General features: G+C 47.2%; 15 protein-coding genes. 5 read left to right on the forward strand and 10 right to left on the reverse strand.

The window, feature by feature from the left end; all coding sequences use genetic code 11:
* Nucleotides 1-169 precede the first annotated feature (169 nt).
* The 3 genes from SATMO3_RS31070 to SATMO3_RS31080 are packed head-to-tail and all read left to right on the forward strand — an operon-like array spanning nt 170 to nt 4,179.
* Entirely contained in the window at nt 170-859 is a 690-nt protein-coding gene (locus SATMO3_RS31070; RefSeq protein WP_371375704.1) for a methionine synthase, read from the forward strand.
* The gene (locus SATMO3_RS31075; protein ID WP_371375707.1) at nt 856-3,240 is read left to right on the forward strand and encodes a homocysteine S-methyltransferase family protein; all 2,385 of its coding nucleotides are present in this window, start codon (nt 856-858) and stop codon (nt 3,238-3,240) included. Before SATMO3_RS31070 ends, SATMO3_RS31075 begins: the two co-directional genes overlap by 4 nt.
* An 18-nt stretch (nt 3,241-3,258) precedes the next feature.
* The gene (locus SATMO3_RS31080; RefSeq protein WP_371375710.1) at nt 3,259-4,179 is read left to right on the forward strand and encodes an ADP-ribosylglycohydrolase family protein; all 921 of its coding nucleotides are present in this window, start codon (nt 3,259-3,261) and stop codon (nt 4,177-4,179) included.
* 113 nt (nt 4,180-4,292) lie between these two features.
* On the opposite strand, the gene noc is transcribed toward SATMO3_RS31080, so the two are convergent.
* The 4 genes from noc to mnmE all read right to left on the reverse strand — a co-directional run bounded on the left by noc (nt 4,293) and on the right by mnmE (nt 9,319).
* The gene (gene noc / locus SATMO3_RS31085; RefSeq protein ID WP_371375713.1) at nt 4,293-5,222 is read right to left on the reverse strand and encodes a nucleoid occlusion protein; all 930 of its coding nucleotides are present in this window, start codon (nt 5,220-5,222) and stop codon (nt 4,293-4,295) included.
* 80 nt (nt 5,223-5,302) lie between these two features.
* Nucleotides 5,303-6,022: a 16S rRNA (guanine(527)-N(7))-methyltransferase RsmG gene (gene rsmG / locus SATMO3_RS31090; protein ID WP_371375716.1), complete on the reverse strand. Its 720-nt coding sequence runs from the start codon at nt 6,020-6,022 to the stop codon at nt 5,303-5,305.
* Between the two features lie 12 nt (nt 6,023-6,034).
* A complete protein-coding gene (mnmG, locus tag SATMO3_RS31095; protein WP_371375719.1) occupies nt 6,035-7,909 on the reverse strand; it encodes a tRNA uridine-5-carboxymethylaminomethyl(34) synthesis enzyme MnmG in 1,875 nt (624 codons plus the stop codon).
* A gap of 15 nt (nt 7,910-7,924) precedes the next feature.
* Nucleotides 7,925-9,319, reverse strand: coding sequence for a tRNA uridine-5-carboxymethylaminomethyl(34) synthesis GTPase MnmE (mnmE, locus tag SATMO3_RS31100; RefSeq protein WP_371375722.1), 1,395 nt, complete (start codon nt 9,317-9,319; stop codon nt 7,925-7,927).
* A gap of 266 nt (nt 9,320-9,585) precedes the next feature.
* Here mnmE and SATMO3_RS31105 point away from each other — a divergent pair, with 266 nt between their 5' ends.
* The gene (locus tag SATMO3_RS31105) at nt 9,586-10,488 is read left to right on the forward strand and encodes a chemotaxis protein (RefSeq protein WP_371375725.1); all 903 of its coding nucleotides are present in this window, start codon (nt 9,586-9,588) and stop codon (nt 10,486-10,488) included.
* Nucleotides 10,489-10,719: 231 nt separating this feature from the next.
* Here the strand turns inward: SATMO3_RS31105 and SATMO3_RS31110 are convergent, their stop codons facing one another.
* Nucleotides 10,720-11,487, reverse strand: a complete 768-nt coding sequence (locus SATMO3_RS31110) for a TSUP family transporter (protein WP_371375728.1) — start codon at nt 11,485-11,487, stop codon at nt 10,720-10,722.
* A gap of 149 nt (nt 11,488-11,636) precedes the next feature.
* On the opposite strand from SATMO3_RS31110, the gene SATMO3_RS31115 reads away from it, so the two are divergent.
* Nucleotides 11,637-12,377, forward strand: coding sequence for a hypothetical protein (locus tag SATMO3_RS31115; RefSeq protein ID WP_371375730.1), 741 nt, complete (start codon nt 11,637-11,639; stop codon nt 12,375-12,377).
* Nucleotides 12,378-12,521: 144 nt separating this feature from the next.
* Here SATMO3_RS31115 and jag read toward each other — a convergent pair whose 3' ends face one another.
* The 5 genes from jag to rpmH all read right to left on the reverse strand — a co-directional run bounded on the left by jag (nt 12,522) and on the right by rpmH (nt 14,661).
* A complete protein-coding gene (gene jag, locus SATMO3_RS31120) occupies nt 12,522-13,157 on the reverse strand; it encodes an RNA-binding cell elongation regulator Jag/EloR (protein WP_371375732.1) in 636 nt (211 codons plus the stop codon).
* A 3-nt stretch (nt 13,158-13,160) separates the two neighbouring features.
* Complete coding sequence (locus SATMO3_RS31125; RefSeq protein WP_371381829.1) at nt 13,161-13,790, reverse strand: YidC/Oxa1 family membrane protein insertase; 630 nt, start codon at nt 13,788-13,790, stop codon at nt 13,161-13,163.
* Nucleotides 13,791-13,844: 54 nt separating this feature from the next.
* The gene (yidD, locus tag SATMO3_RS31130) at nt 13,845-14,063 is read right to left on the reverse strand and encodes a membrane protein insertion efficiency factor YidD (RefSeq protein ID WP_371375734.1); all 219 of its coding nucleotides are present in this window, start codon (nt 14,061-14,063) and stop codon (nt 13,845-13,847) included.
* Nucleotides 14,060-14,464 carry a ribonuclease P protein component gene (gene rnpA / locus SATMO3_RS31135; RefSeq protein WP_371375737.1) on the reverse strand — a complete coding sequence of 135 codons (405 nt, stop codon included), beginning with the start codon at nt 14,462-14,464 and terminating at the stop codon, nt 14,060-14,062. Before rnpA ends, yidD begins: the two co-directional genes overlap by 4 nt.
* Nucleotides 14,465-14,526: 62 nt before the next feature.
* A complete protein-coding gene (rpmH, locus tag SATMO3_RS31140; protein WP_371375740.1) occupies nt 14,527-14,661 on the reverse strand; it encodes a 50S ribosomal protein L34 in 135 nt (44 codons plus the stop codon).
* Nucleotides 14,662-15,146 lie beyond the last annotated feature (485 nt).

The raw sequence follows: 15,146 nt of genomic DNA on the forward strand, positions 1-15,146 counted from the left end.
TAAGGATACGAGCAGGAAGTTAAAAAAAAAGATTAAAGTATACAATTTAATTTACATAACACAAGGCAAGTAAATAAATTGTATAGGATATGGCTTCCCAGCTTTATCAATTCATCAAAATATAATATAATGCTTATAATACCGCACTTAGTTAAGGAGGTTCTCCTCAATGCCTATTTTTCATCCGCGGTTAACCATAATTGATACCGAAGAGACTAAGCGCTATGCCGGACTCAGCCGAAAGGCTGATTTTTCAGTCGAGCTGCTTACCGAGGCTTGCACACAAGCCCAGCTTTTAGCTATCCCTAGAGGTGTCTGGCAAGTATATGCCTATGACCAGGATATGCATACCATTATGGCAGCAGAACCATTTGTGCTTACCGCCGACAATGTAATCAGGCATCTATCTGGTGCCGTCGAAGTGGCGGTAATGGCTGTTACTATTGGCATACCCCTTGAGCAGGAAGTATCCAATTTATTCTCCCAGAACAAATACACTGCAGGACTACTATTGGATGCTGCGGGAACGACAGCTGTAGAAGCGGCCTGTGACGCTGTCTGCAACATTATTGCCCAACATGCCGGCCGCTCCGGTCTGACCGCCGGCCGCCGCTTCAGCCCAGGCTATGGCGGCTGGCCGATTGACGTCCAACCGGAAATATTAAGCCTGGCAGCCGGCGCTACAATCGACCTTAGTGTTACTGACACAAAAATGCTGGTACCACGCAAATCCGTTACAGCCGTTATTGGCTTATATCCCTACCATCAAACTCTCAGCCTACCCCACCAGCAGGAAATCGCCTGCGACAAATGCGGGCAACCCGGCTGTCATGCACGAAAGGAGACTACCGAAACATGATACAAATTTTTGACGGGGCCATGGGCACAATGCTGCACCAGTCAGGGCTGGAGCCTGGCAAGTGCCCCGAGTTGTGGAATCTGGACGAGCCGGAGAAAATCATAGCTATTCACCGGCAATATGTAGAAGCAGGAGCAACAATTATTGAAACAAATACTTTCGGCGCCAACCGTATAAAGCTAACCCATTACGGTCTGGAAAATAAAGTCGCCGCCCTGAACGCCGCAGCTGTTGCGGCTGCCCGCGAGGCAGCCGGCACACACGCCAAAGTAGCCGGCTCTGTCGGTCCAACCGGAAAATTCATTGCCCCGCTCGGCGATCTGACTTTCGATGAAGCCTATGCTGTCTTTCTGGAACAAATTATCGCCCTTGACCAGGCAGGGGTTGACTACATAATCATTGAGACCATCATTGATATTCAGGAAATGCGGGCCGCCCTCCTGGCAGCCAAGGCCGCAACCCGTCAGCCGGTTATCTGCCAGCTTTCCTTTGACGCGGATGGCAGGACAGTAACAGGCACCGACGCCTGTACCGCCGCCGTCATCCTGGAGGCTATGGGCGCAAGCGTCATCGGCGCCAACTGTTCCCTTGGTCCGGCGCAACTACTGCCGGTTATAAAAACCCTGGCACAAAGCTCTACGCTGCCAATTAGTGTACAACCAAATGCCGGAATGCCGGAATTAGTGAATGGCCAGACTGTCTTCCCTATGTCGGCCGCAGAAATGGCCACCTGGATTCCTAAATTGGCTGAAGCAGGCGCTACCTTCATTGGCGGCTGCTGTGGCACTACGCCAGCACATATCCGGGCTGTTCGCACCGCAGCCGACAACTTAGCTAACCTATCATCACCACGCCACCACACGCCGTTTACAGCCCTAACCAGCCGGACACGCACTGTATTCCTCGGTTCGCATTTTGCGCCGGTGATCATTGGCGAGCGGATCAACCCCACTGGCCGTAAAGCATTGGCTGCCGATATAAAAAACGGCAATTTCGTTACCGTAAAGAAGGAAGCTCTGGCCCAGATTAAAGCCGGCGCCGGAATACTGGATGTGAACATGGGGGTTCCGGGAATTGATCAGCAAGCCATAATGAAACATGCCATCGAGGAATTATCCTCCTTGGTAGATGTCCCCTTAGCCATTGACACTACCGATCCGGCCGCCCTCGAAGCAGGACTGAAAGCGTATCCCGGAAGGGCGCTTATCAATTCGGTTACCGCCGAAGCCGAACGGTTGGAGACCTTTTTACCGCTGGCCAAAAAATACGGCGCTGCCGTTTTATGCCTCCCCTTATCTGACAGCGGCGTTCCCACAACAGCAGTCGAACGCATAAAAGTAGCCAAACAAATTATACATATCGCAACAGAACATGGTTTAAACCGCAATGACCTGCTGCTGGACGCTCTGGTTATGACAATTGCAACCGATAGCCGGGCAGCGCGCGAAACATTGCTCACTCTCAAACTCTACCGCGAGCAACTAGGCTGTCCGGCCGTTATGGGCTTAAGCAATGTATCCTTTGGTTTGCCGCGCCGCGATTTGATGAATGCCGCTTTTTGCGCCATGGCGCTGGATGCCGGTCTTGACGCACCGATCCTGAATCCCTTTGATCCTTTGATGCAGGATATATGGTCGGCTTCAGTGGCCCTAAGCGGCCGCAATGATCAAGCGGTAATCGACTACAGTAAAAAATATGTGGACCTGCCTACGCTGTCGACAGACAAGATAATTGCAGAACCTGATATACTGGCGCAAATACGCCAAACAGTAATTAATGGCGAAACAACAGGGGTAGCACCGCTTATTCGCCAGGCGCTGGCCGAAAACTATACCCCTATGACCATAACGGACCAAGCCCTGACAGCAGCCATGAACGAGGTGGGTAAAGCCTTCGGACAGGGAAAGTGCTTCCTGCCGCAGGTACTGTTATCAGCCGAAACCATGCGTACTGCGTTCAGTACCATCAAAGAAGTTTTGCCGGCCCATACAACGCAAAGTCTTGGTACGGTTATTCTGGCCACTGTAAAAGGGGACATTCACGACCTCGGCAAAAATATCGTTGCGGCCTTGCTGGAGAATAACGGCTTTACAGTAATTGATCTGGGTAAGGATGTGCCCGCCGAAACTATTGTAGCCGCGGCCCAGAAGCATCAGGCTCAAATTGTAGGCTTATGCGCACTCATGACAACAACCCTGCCTCAGGTTGATATAGCTATTTCAGCGCTCAAGACCGCCAGCTATAACGGCAAAACAATAGTAGGCGGCGCCGTTCTCACGGAAAACTACTCCCGCCAGGCCGGAGCGGATGCGTATGCCGCCAATGGCGTGGAAGCTGTCAATATAGCCAAACAAATGCTATCAGGCGCAGAGCCGGCTTAAGTCCAAAGGGGCAAGTTCATGAATCAGAATAAGTTCCGGGGCGCACTGTTAGGACTGGCTGTAGGCGACACCCTGGGCATGCCGCTCGAATTCAAACAGCCAAGCAGCTTCACGCCAGTTTCCGGCCTCACAGGCGGCGGTCCTAATAATTTGGCTGCAGGCCAGTGGACTGATGATACTTCCATGGCTCTATGCCTGGCGGAAAGTTTGATCCACTGCCCGGAATTTGATCCTACAGATCAGATTAACCGATATGTACGCTGGTACAAACAAGGCTATTTAAGCAGTACGGGCTATTGCATTGATATTGGTAAAACGGTTAAAACGGCCCTGGAACAATACCTGCAAACAGCTAAGCCCTATGCGGGGTCAACGCATCCGCGCTCTGCCGGCAACGGTTCTATTATGCGCCTGGCCCCTGTTCCGCTGCGATATGCCGCCAATCCCGGAGAGGCCATCCGTCTGGCGGCGGACAGTTCCCGCACGACTCATGCCGCCCCGGAAGCCATTGATGCCTGCCGTTATCTGGCTGCTCTCATACTGGGAGCTATATATGGCCGGAATAAGACCGCATTACTGTCTGACCACTATTCCCCGGACGCAACTGGCTGGCCAACACCTCTAGCCGGCAGGATCGACAGCATAGCCGGCGGGTCCTATAAACAGAAAAATCCTCCGGCCATTCGCGGTACAGGGTATGTTGCCGATTCACTGGAAGCGGCATTATGGGCCTTTTATCACAGTAAAAGTTTCACCCACGGCGCCCTGCTGGCAGTAAACCTAGGCGACGACGCCGACACGACAGGTGCTGTTTACGGTCAGCTGGCCGGTGCTTACTATGGTGCTGGCAATATACCTGTCAACTGGCTAAACCGCTTATATCAGCGACAATATATCGAGAAGCTGGCAGATGAGTTGCTGGCGCTTGCCACAAATTAAAGAAGGGGCTATGGCAATATAAGTTTGTCATAGCCTCCTCTATTTACCTTATGTAATAATGCGTAATTGAAAAACCCCCCGGTTCGGGGGGTTTATAATGTCATGGTAAGATTTTATTTACGGCTGTTTTTTACCCGGATATTAATAGTAACATATTCACCCTCAATATCCTGTTTAGCGTTTATATCCATACCGCTTTTTTTCATTTGGCTTATTACACTATTTATAGTATTAATAAAAATGCGAACATCTTTAATGATCTTTACAACTGTTTGCCGTCGAACTGGCTCTTTTTCCTTTTCCCGGGAAATATTTCCGTTATATGTTTCAATTAAATCTTCTGTCTCCCGGACATTTAGCCCCTTTTCCCGAACATCGTTAAGTACCGCCATCTGAACATCGGTACCTTCAAGTTTTAACAGAGCACGCGCATGTCGCTCGGTCAGATTTTGTCCAACGATAGTCTGACGTACTTCAGGCACAAGTTTCAGCAGCCGCAGCTTATTAGCAATTGTCGACTGATTTTTCCCTACCCGACGGGCTAATTCTTCCTGTGTAAAATTAAAACTGGCAATCAAATGCTGATAACCTTCGGCTTCCTCCAGGAAATGCAAATCTTCCCGCTGCAAATTCTCAATCATAGCCAATTCGGCCATTTCTTTGTCATCAAGCTCCCGGATAATGACCGGAACCTCAATGAGACCAGCCAATTTAGATGCCCTAAGCCGACGCTCGCCGGCGATTAATTCATAAGAATCACCCTGACGGCGAACTAACAAGGGCTGAATTACCCCAAACTCCCGAATAGACGACGCTAATTCCTGCAGTGAATCGTCATTAAACGTTTTACGCGGTTGAAATGGGTTCGGAATAATATTCTCAGGAGATATTTTGTGTACAGCCTGCAAATCGGTCGCTTGAATATCTTCTGTATGAATAGAAACAGATTCAACTGCGTTTGTCTGTTCATTGTCTACAGGAATAATCTCGGGAACGGTCGGCGAAGTATCGCCAATACCAAACAGCTTGGCCAAGTTTCTCATGAATCGATTCCACCACCTACAAACATCGTTAGGAACAAGCTTATGTTTATATTCTGCAGATAATGGGATTTTCCTCTAAATCACAATGGCTTTTTTTCCGGGGTTCCGGCTTTACGGGGATAAATCTCTGGTGTGGACGCAGCTTTCCGGATATAGATTACAGCCCTTTTATCGGCAAGCCCTGGCAAGCTTACCGGTTGTACAGCCTCAATTCTGCCACCAAGCACAGACAGGGCTTTTGCCGCTTCACGCACCTCCTCCTCATAATGGGCCCCCTTCAGCGCAATAAACCAGCCGCCGGTTTTAACCAAGGGCAGACAGAGTTCACATAAAACATTCAATCTGGCCACCGCCCGCGATACGGCAATCTGATATACCTCCCGGTAAAGTTTACTCCTGCCCGCTTCCTCCGCCCTGACATGGACGAGGTCAACGCCCACCAGCGGGAGGGTGTTAACAACCTCCCGCAGAAAAGTTAGACGTTTATTAAGAGAATCCATCAATGTTAGACAAAGCTCCGGCCTGAATATTTTTAACGGTACGCCGGGAAAGCCGGCGCCAGTACCGACATCGACCACACTGGCGCCAGCAGTAAAAATATCTGCACGATAACACGACAAAGAATCTATCATATGCTTAACGGCAACTTCGTGCGGTTCCGTGATAGCTGTCAGGTTCATCCTTTGATTCCATTCCACTAATAAGCGGTAATAGCTCTCCATGGCGGCAATTTGGCCGGCATTCAAATCAAAGCCGGCCGCCACAGCGCTATTTGCCAATATATCATAAAAATTATCCATGCTAGGTCCCCTTCATTCCTGGCGGCCGCGCCGCTGTTCCAAATAGACCATTAATATAGAAATATCGGCGGGGGAAACTCCTGATATCCTGGCCGCCTGACCAACCGACAACGGTCTGATCTTATTGAGTTTCTGGCGCGCCTCGAGCGCCAAACCGCTGATTTGACTATAATCGACATCGGCAGGCAAAAGCTTGGCCTCCAGCTTGGCAGCGCGCTCAACCTGCTCAACCTGCTTTTGGATATACCCTTCATATTTTACGGCAATTTCGACCTGTTCGCGTACTAGTGACGGAATCTCGGGCAAATCAAACTGATCCCGCATTGCCTCATAATTTATTTCGGTCCGTCTGAGTAAATCATACAAGGTAATGCCTGTACGCAATTCAGCAGTGCCAAGAGCTGTCAGTTTCGCCTGGGTTTCCGCTATCGGAGTAATTTGTCTTCCTTTTAGCAATTCCAGTGTATTATGAATTGCATCCCGTTTGGCAGTAAACCTTTGATAGCGCTTGTCTCCCACCAGGCCAATCGCCCTGCCCTTTTCCGTCAGCCTGAGATCGGCATTATCCTGCCTGAGAATCAAGCGGTATTCGGCTCGGGAAGTCATTATCCGGTACGGCTCACTCGTCCCTTTAGTTACCAGGTCGTCAATCAATACACCTATATATGCATCCGAACGGGATAAAATAAACGGCGGTTTTTCTTGGGCCAGCAAAGCGGCGTTAATCCCCGCCATCAGCCCCTGGGCAGCCGCCTCCTCATAACCGGATGTGCCGTTTGCCTGCCCGGCTGAAAACAAACCGGCAACTTTTTTTGTTTCTAAAGATGGCTTAAGCTCGGTAGGATCAACACAATCATATTCAATAGCATAGCCCGGACGCATAATTTCCGCCTTTTCCAGGCCGGGAATAGTCCGCAAAAAAGCCAGTTGGACATCAACAGGCAAGCTTGTTGACATTCCCTGGATATACATTTCCGTTGTACTTATGCCTTCCGGCTCAACAAAGACCTGATGAGCCAGCTTATCGGCAAAGCGTACTACCTTATCCTCAATCGAAGGACAATAACGCGGTCCGGTTCCTTCAATAACCCCCATGTACAAAGGGGAGCGATGCATGTTGGATCTGATGATAGCATGGGTCTGTTCATTGGTATAGGTTAACCAGCAGGGTGTTTGTTCGCGGGTAGTTATATCACTCAGAAAGGAGAAGTTGTGAGTGATATCATCTCCGGGCTGAATCGACATTTTACCGGTATCCACAGTCCGGGCATCTACCCGCGCCGGAGTTCCGGTTTTAAAGCGCATCAGTGAAATTCCCAGGCTCCGGAGTGCATCCGACAGCTTAAGTGCTGCCCTTTGTCCGGCAGGTCCGCCAGGGTAGGTAGTCTCACCCAGAATAACTTTGCCCCTGAGGTAGGTTCCTGTAGCAATGATTACACAACGGGCGCCGTAAAGCTCGCCTAATTCAGTAATAACGCCGGTAACCCGGCCATTCTCCACCAGGATATTGTCAATCAAAGCCTGCTTGACATCAAGATTAGGCTGGGTTTCCAAGGTATGCTTCATAGCCGACTGATATAGACGCTTGTCGGCTTGCGCCCGCAAAGCATGAACAGCAGGACCTTTGCCGGTATTAAGCATTCTCATCTGAATACACGTCTTGTCAGTATTTATCCCCATTTCGCCGCCAAGCGCATCGATTTCCCTTACCAAATGTCCTTTAGCCGGCCCGCCTACTGCCGGATTGCAAGGCATCATCGCAATATTATCCATATTAAGAGTAGTTATCAGCGTACGGCAGCCCAGCCTGGCCGCAGCCAGCGCCGCTTCACAACCGGCATGCCCGGCGCCGATGACCACTACATCATAATTGCCTGCTTGAAACAAATCCTCCACCTCATTCTACTTCCCAATACAAAACTGTGTAAAAATTTGATCTAAAATATCATCACCGACTGTCTCGCCGGTAACCTCACCCAGCTTCTCCCAGGCCGACCGTATGTCCACAACAATACAATCGGTAGGCATACCCGCTTCAATAGTTGCCATGGCGTCAGACAGCCGATCGCGGGCCTGGCGCAGCGCAGCCGCATGACGGACATTATTAACAAACGCAGCCTCACCCTGCGCCACCTGTCCGCTATAGACCATGTCGGCAATAGCCTCTTCCAGTTCAGCCAGACCTTCCTCCTGCGCTACAGATATCTTCATTACCAAACGCCCCTGGGTATACTGCCCGACCTCATCCATCTCCAGCCGGGGCGGCAAGTCGCTTTTATTTATCAGGACGATAGCTTTCCTACCTGGCAATAGCGCTAATACAGCCCGGTCTTCCGGTGATAATGGGGACGATGAATCGAGCAGCAGCAAAATAAGGTCCGCCTGTCCTACCAGTTCTTTCGCCCGCTCAACGCCGATCTTTTCCACCGTATCGGCAGTATCACGAATACCCGCCGTATCAATAATCTTAAGCGGCACCCCACGGATATTGACATATTCTTCAATGATATCCCTGGTAGTACCAGGGATATCAGTCACAATGGCTCTATTCTCCCTGAGCAGGGCATTGAGCAAACTGGATTTGCCAACATTCGGTTTGCCAATAATCACCGTTGCCAAACCATCCCGCAAAATTTTTCCTGTCTGGGCTGTTGCCAAAAGCACGTCCAGCCGTGAGCTAACCCTGGTAATCAGCCTGGCAACCTCGGCAGCAGCCGTTTCTTCGATATCTTCCTCCGGAAAATCAATGGCCGCTTCCAGCTGGGCAATCATCCCCAAAATAGCATGACGCAAGTCTTTAATTTGTTCTGACAATTTTCCTGACAAATTACCTACAGCCACTCTAAGCGAGGCATCGGTTTTAGCTCTGATAATATCGATAACAGCCTCAGCCTGAGCCAAGTCCAGGCGGCCATTTAAAAAGGCGCGTTTTGTAAATTCACCGGGTTCGGCCAGTCTGGCCCCCTGCTGCAGCGTTAAAGCTAAAATACGTTTTAGCGGGACCGGCCCGCCATGACAGTGGATTTCCACCACATCCTCACGCGTGTAGGACCTGGGCCCGCGCATAACAAATAAAATAACCTCATCCACTGTCTCCTGGCTGTTAGGATCGACAATATTCCCATAGACAACCTGATGAGATGGAATTGTCACTGCTTTTTTACCTGATTTACTGTTAAATAATGTATCAGCAATGGTGATTGCTTCAGGCCCGCTTATTCTGATAATGCCAATGCCACCCTCACCAATGGCCGTCGCTATCGCACATATGGTATCCTCACCGGTTACCACACTCAAAGTTCATTCACTCCTTACACCAACCTACCTATAACTTTGGCTGTTATTAATGCTGTAAATGTATATTAATTCCCTATATATAGCCTTCTTCCTGCCAAATAGTACTAATTTATATAGTTTTCACTAAATAATTTTAAAAATACATATAAAATTTAGTATTTGATAGCAGGTATTAGCAGGTAAAATAACTATAACATAGAAATATTAATTATTGCCAATTATTGTTTTTTATAATAACTCGCATGAAAAGGAAAGAAGGGATGGCAATGTCTGATAAAAAGGGGATTTTGCTCGAAACCGGAACAAATGAATTTGAAATAGTTGAATTTTCTATTGGCCCTGTCAGCTATGGCATTAATGTAGCCAAAGTCAGAGAAGTCATTAATCCTATACCTGTCACGCAGATGCCTAATGTCCATCCTTGGGTTGACGGCATATTTACCTTACGCGGAAGAGTTATGCCACTTGTAAATTTGCCGCGTTGTCTAGGCAATCAGTCGACAACAACCTCGCCAAAGGTGATTGTCAGTGAACTTAACAACTACTATGTAGCCTTCCTGGTTGATGAAGTATCGCGTATTCACCGAATTTCCTGGACGGCCATGGAGCCTCCTCCCCATATAGCCAATTCTGAAATGGTTGTCGGTATTATCAAAATGGCTGAAAAAATGGTTGTACTGCTGGATTTTGAAAAGATTGTGGCCGATATAAATCCGGAAATGAATGAAAAGTTCAATCAATTAACCTCATCTCCCGCCGATATCCTGGAAATCCGCAAAAACAAAACAATTCTAGTAGCGGAGGATTCCAAACTGCTACGAGATTTATTGCTTGGCACCCTGCACAGCGCCGGTTACCCTAATATTATCCTGTCAGAAAATGGTCAGGAAGCCTGGCATAAAATTGAGCAGCTTATCGCCGATGGGCAGCCGGTTGAAAACAAAGTTCACATGGTAATAACCGATATCGAAATGCCGCAAATGGACGGGCACCACCTTACCAAGCGCATCAAAGAACATGAAAAGCTTAAGCATCTGCCGGTAGTTATATTCTCATCATTAATCAATGAAGAAATGCGGTTAAAAGGACAGTCAATTGGAGCAAACGGACAAGTATCCAAACCGGAGATCGCCCAACTGATCGATCTTGTTGACAAGTTTATACTGTAACCCGATAAAGAAAACACGGCTTGCACCGAGCCTTTGGCGAGTGTAAAAGCCGATGTTGCCCTTATCCAGGCGAAAGTTATACTTTCTATCAGGATAAAGAAAACACGGCTTGCACCGAGCCTTTGGCGAGTGTGGAAGCCGATGTTGCCCTTATCCAGGCGAAAGCTATACTTTCTATCAGGATAAAAAGACTACCCGCCAAGGGTAGTCTTTTTATTTTGGTTTGACGAATTATTTAAGCACTAAATCCCATATCTGTTTACCGATCAATAAACCGGTAACGCCTATAAATAACGGCCGTACATAAGCCGTTCCGCTTTTAATGGCCAGGCGGGAACCGGCGATTGCCCCGGCAATCATCGCTACCCCCATAATGAGACCGTACTGGAAATTAACCGAATCCAGCAGAACAAAAGTGATTGCAGCCGCGACATTGCTGGCAAAATTCAATACCTTGGCATTGCCGGCAGCAACAATAAAATCAAAGCCCAGCATTAAGAATGCAAAAATAAAGAACGAGCCTGTACCCGGTCCAAAAAAACCGTCATAAAAACCGATTGAAAAAGTAACCAATGCGATTATAACAGCCGTTTTACGCGTTAGTCCCGTGTATGTAGATTCCGAACCCCAGTCTTTCTTGCAGACAGTATAGATGGCTACAAGGATAAGCAAAACAACAACAAGCGGCTTTAAAAACTCGGGAGGAATATGCCTTACTGTATAGGCCCCCAATGATGAACCAATAAAAGATAAAGGAAACAGCCAGGCGGCTAATTTACGCTCAATTTTACCTGAGCGTAAAAAAGAAAGAGTGCTGGTAAGAGAACACATGGTACTGGCGAGTTTATTGGTTCCTAAAACAACACTTGGCGGTAAACCGGTAAACATCAGCGCCGGCAGAGAAATCAAGCCGCCACCGCCGACTACGGAATCAATAAAGGCCGCAATAAAACCGACGACCAATAAAAATACAATAATTTCAGGACTTAAGCTCTCCAATAATTAACATCTCCTATTAGTTAGTAATATACCAGTACTATCATAAACCTTACCTCGGAATCAAATCAAGGGATATTTCATTTTCTTATTATTGTTGTCAATCAGTACTTGTCAGTGTACAATAAAAGTGTTGAAAGAGAGGTGCCTGTATGGATTGCGGACATAATTACAGCGTTATTTTAAAAGGCTGCTCCCGTGTGGAAAGTCTGGGACTCCGTCTGGAAAAGGTTTTGCTGCGCGGCCGTCTGGCCATAAAGATGGCTCTGGACAATATGCCTTCTGTTGTTATATATAAAGGCAAAACCGATAGCATCCTTCCCATACTTAATGCTTTTAGATCAGAATACGCTGCAATAACCGTTCTTGCCGACGGTGTGCCCCCTACCCTCCCATTCAGTGCAATATACCGCGATTATACAAACTTGAATCCATTTCTTACAGCATTGCTAAGCCTCGTTCCCGCCAGCCTTTGGATTGGCGAAAAAATATACCAAGTATGCCCGGCCGGCTTTGCCGAGGAAAACGGGGTACTAGTCATAACCAGCCATGCCATTTATTTTATTGATAAGCCGCAGGGTTATAAAGACAGCCGCTGGCTAATCATCCCTTATGGGCAATTATCCGGCGCACCGGTCGCCGCCGCCTCCGGCCTGGCAGTAACCTATCTGGATGCCGCCGGCATACAGAATAATGTTTTTAGAGTTGAACCTGCGTACCTGGAGTTGGTTATCACAGCCATTCATCAGGCGCGGGCCGACAAACAGTATCTGACTAAACTCAAAACAACCTGTACAAGATGTGGTCACACGTTTGAAGATTATACCGACACTTTGGTCAATGAGCCTCAATGCCATTCCTGCGGCGGCCAATATCAGCGGTCAATAATTTGAAAGAAAACACGGATTGAAATGGCCGATTAGGCTCATCGCAATCCGTGTTTTCTTTATCCTTAAAGCAAGTGTACCTTTCGCCCGGATAAGGGGCGATATTAGCTTCCATCTTTGCCACAGGCTCGGCCGAGGCCGTGTTTTTCTTTATTTCTTCAAGGCAATTACGACCTTACGATACGGTTCATCGCCTTCGCTATAGGTAACAATACGATGATCATTTTGTAAAGCCATATGGATAATTTTGCGTTCCTGGGGACTCATAGGTTCCAGTACAACCCGTTCGCCGCGTCGCTTCACCTTATCGGCCAGACGCATAGCCAAACGGGACAAGGTTTCAGCCCGGCGCTTACGATAATCTTCTACATCGAGAATAATCCGGCTGCGTTCCTCAGCATCCTTGTTCGCAGCAAGATTGGTCAGATATTGCAGAGCATCGAGCGTTTGCCCGTGCTTACCAATAAGAACACCTAAATCGTCGCCGCGTAAATTGATGACAACGTGGTCAGCATGTGTCATTTTTTCCATTGACACATCCAGCTTCATAGCCTGGAATGTTTTTGCCAGAAACTGTTTGGCCTCTTCCACCGGGTCGACAGGCCGCACAGTCACCTTTACCCTTGCCAGTTTGGACCCAATAAAACCAAATAAACCTTTACTGGGAACCTCCAGTACCTCATAATCAATCCGCTCGCGATTTACTTCAAGTTCAGCCAACGCCAGCTCAATGGCTTCTTCGATAGTCTTACCTGTCTTCTCTGTCACGGTAAGCTTACCTGTCATAAATTAACGCGCCTCCTCCCGGCCTACCACTGGGGTATTACGATACATAAACCACTGCTGCGCAATCTGGAATATATTGCTCACTACCCAGTACAGTACCAGTCCGCCCGGGAAGGTCAAGCTGATATAGCCAATAAACAGCGGCATAAAGATCATCATCATCTTAGCTTGCTGTGTCATTTCGCTCGTTGTCTGCTTCTGTTGAATATATGTAGTAACAGCTGACAATACCGGCAAAATATAAGTGGGATCAGGCTGCGCCAAATCTTTCATCCACAGAAAGCTAGGCGGCTGCTGCGCATACTGGTAGTCACGGATAGCGAAAAATATCGCAATCAAAAATGGCATCTGGACAAGGAGCGGCAAACATCCGGCCAGCGGATTAACGCCTGCTTCTTTATAGAGACTTGCCAGTTCTTTGTTGAGTTTTTCCGGATTTCCTTTATATTTTTCCTGCAGTTCCTTCATTTTAGGCTGAATATCCTGCATTGCCTTCATCGATTTAACTTGCTTAACGGTAAGTGGGTACAGCACTAACTTAATTGCGATTGTCAGTAAAATTATGGCTAAACCATAATTGGCAATGCCTGCACCGACAGTCAAATTATAGAAGAAAGTTAATGCACTCTGCATAATATTGCTTAAAAAATCCAAAAAATTTCCCTCCTGCAAACATTGGATGTGTATTTAAACAGGATCATAGCCGCCGGGATGAAATGGATGACAACGCAAAATACGCCGCACAGCCATAACGAGACCACGGGCAATCCCATACTTTTCAATAGCCATTAGCGCATACTCAGAACAAGTGGGCACAAACCGGCAGCTAGGCGGCTTAAGCGGCGAAATAACCTGTCGGTAAAAAACAATCATACCCACAATTACTATCGTTAGTAACCGCTTCATGATTTTTCAACCACTAACTTTGCCTTGGCGCTAAGCTCCAGTAATGACTTAGTTACCTGCACCAGTTTTGCCTTGACAAGCGGTTGACGACCGACAAGTATCAAATCGACACCTGAAATAAACTTATCCTGATTAAGCCTGTAGGCTTCCCTTAACAAACGTTTAACCCGGTTACGCACAACTGCCGGCCCCAGGCGCTTGCCTGCGGCAAAACCGATTCGTCTATTGGCAGACTTATTAGGCAAGACATATACAACCAAATTCTTATTGGCATATGACTTGCCTGATCGATATACTGCCTGAAAACTCTTGTTTTGACAAAGTCTGCTTATTTTAGGTAATACAAACCTTTTGACCATAGTAATCATCCGGTTTCTCAAGATTTTTAATTCTACCGGCAAAAGAAGTTAACCCCTTCTGCCCGGGTGGAAAAAATAGGCCACGAAAGCGGCCTACTAATTATTTATGCTGACAATTTTTTTCTGCCTCTAGCGCGTCTTCTTTTTAATACAAGACGGCCACCTGCACTTGACATACGTTCACGGAAACCATGCGTCCGCTTTTTCCATAACGTATTAGGTTGATAAGTACGTTTCACTCTATACACCTCCTTATATAAAAGGGGAGAAACCCACTAAAATCTACAAAATTTCACTAGTATAGATTATAGACTAGCGTAAGGCTCTATGTCAAGAATATTGACGACGACAAATTCAGCTAGCTGTGGATAAATTACATCTTTTTAGGTCTCAAGAGAAAATATCTTGTTGATAACTGCCACATGATTTGTTAATATAGTTATGCACAGTTATCAACAACTATCCACATAACGTCACATAATCACTGTTTTTTTTAACTTATCCCCAAAATTTCACACTTATTCACAGGTTTATCCACATGGGTTGATAACTTGACAATACACGCTTGCGGGATTTTTATGTTCCGCCGTTGTATTTTTTTTTCGCCTGCAACTTCATTTTAATAAAAGTTATTCACAATTGTTGATATCTTTGTGGATAACTTATGTTAATTGCTATTATAATCTGTGGAAAACATTACATAAGGAAGGACTGAATAACAAAA

The sequence above is a fragment of the Sporomusa aerivorans genome (genome assembly GCF_041428895.1).
Lineage (GTDB): Bacteria > Bacillota > Negativicutes > Sporomusales > Sporomusaceae > Sporomusa > Sporomusa aerivorans.

Bases quoted from the DNA above. Each gene is read 5' to 3' on its own strand.
- SATMO3_RS31075 (WP_371375707.1), top strand. From the start codon at position 856: ATGATACAAATTTTTGACGGGGCCATGGGCACAATGCTGCACCAGTCA.
- SATMO3_RS31115 (WP_371375730.1), top strand. From the start codon at position 11,637: ATGGATTGCGGACATAATTACAGCGTTATTTTAAAAGGCTGCTCCCGT.
- SATMO3_RS31125 (WP_371381829.1), bottom strand. From the start codon at position 13,790: ATGCAGAGTGCATTAACTTTCTTCTATAATTTGACTGTCGGTGCAGGC.
- rsmG (WP_371375716.1), bottom strand. From the start codon at position 6,022: ATGGATAATTTTTATGATATATTGGCAAATAGCGCTGTGGCGGCCGGC.
- jag (WP_371375732.1), bottom strand. From the start codon at position 13,157: ATGACAGGTAAGCTTACCGTGACAGAGAAGACAGGTAAGACTATCGAA.
- SATMO3_RS31080 (WP_371375710.1), top strand. From the start codon at position 3,259: ATGAATCAGAATAAGTTCCGGGGCGCACTGTTAGGACTGGCTGTAGGC.
- SATMO3_RS31105 (WP_371375725.1), top strand. From the start codon at position 9,586: ATGTCTGATAAAAAGGGGATTTTGCTCGAAACCGGAACAAATGAATTT.
- SATMO3_RS31070 (WP_371375704.1), top strand. From the start codon at position 170: ATGCCTATTTTTCATCCGCGGTTAACCATAATTGATACCGAAGAGACT.
- noc (WP_371375713.1), bottom strand. From the start codon at position 5,222: ATGAGAAACTTGGCCAAGCTGTTTGGTATTGGCGATACTTCGCCGACC.
- yidD (WP_371375734.1), bottom strand. From the start codon at position 14,063: ATGAAGCGGTTACTAACGATAGTAATTGTGGGTATGATTGTTTTTTAC.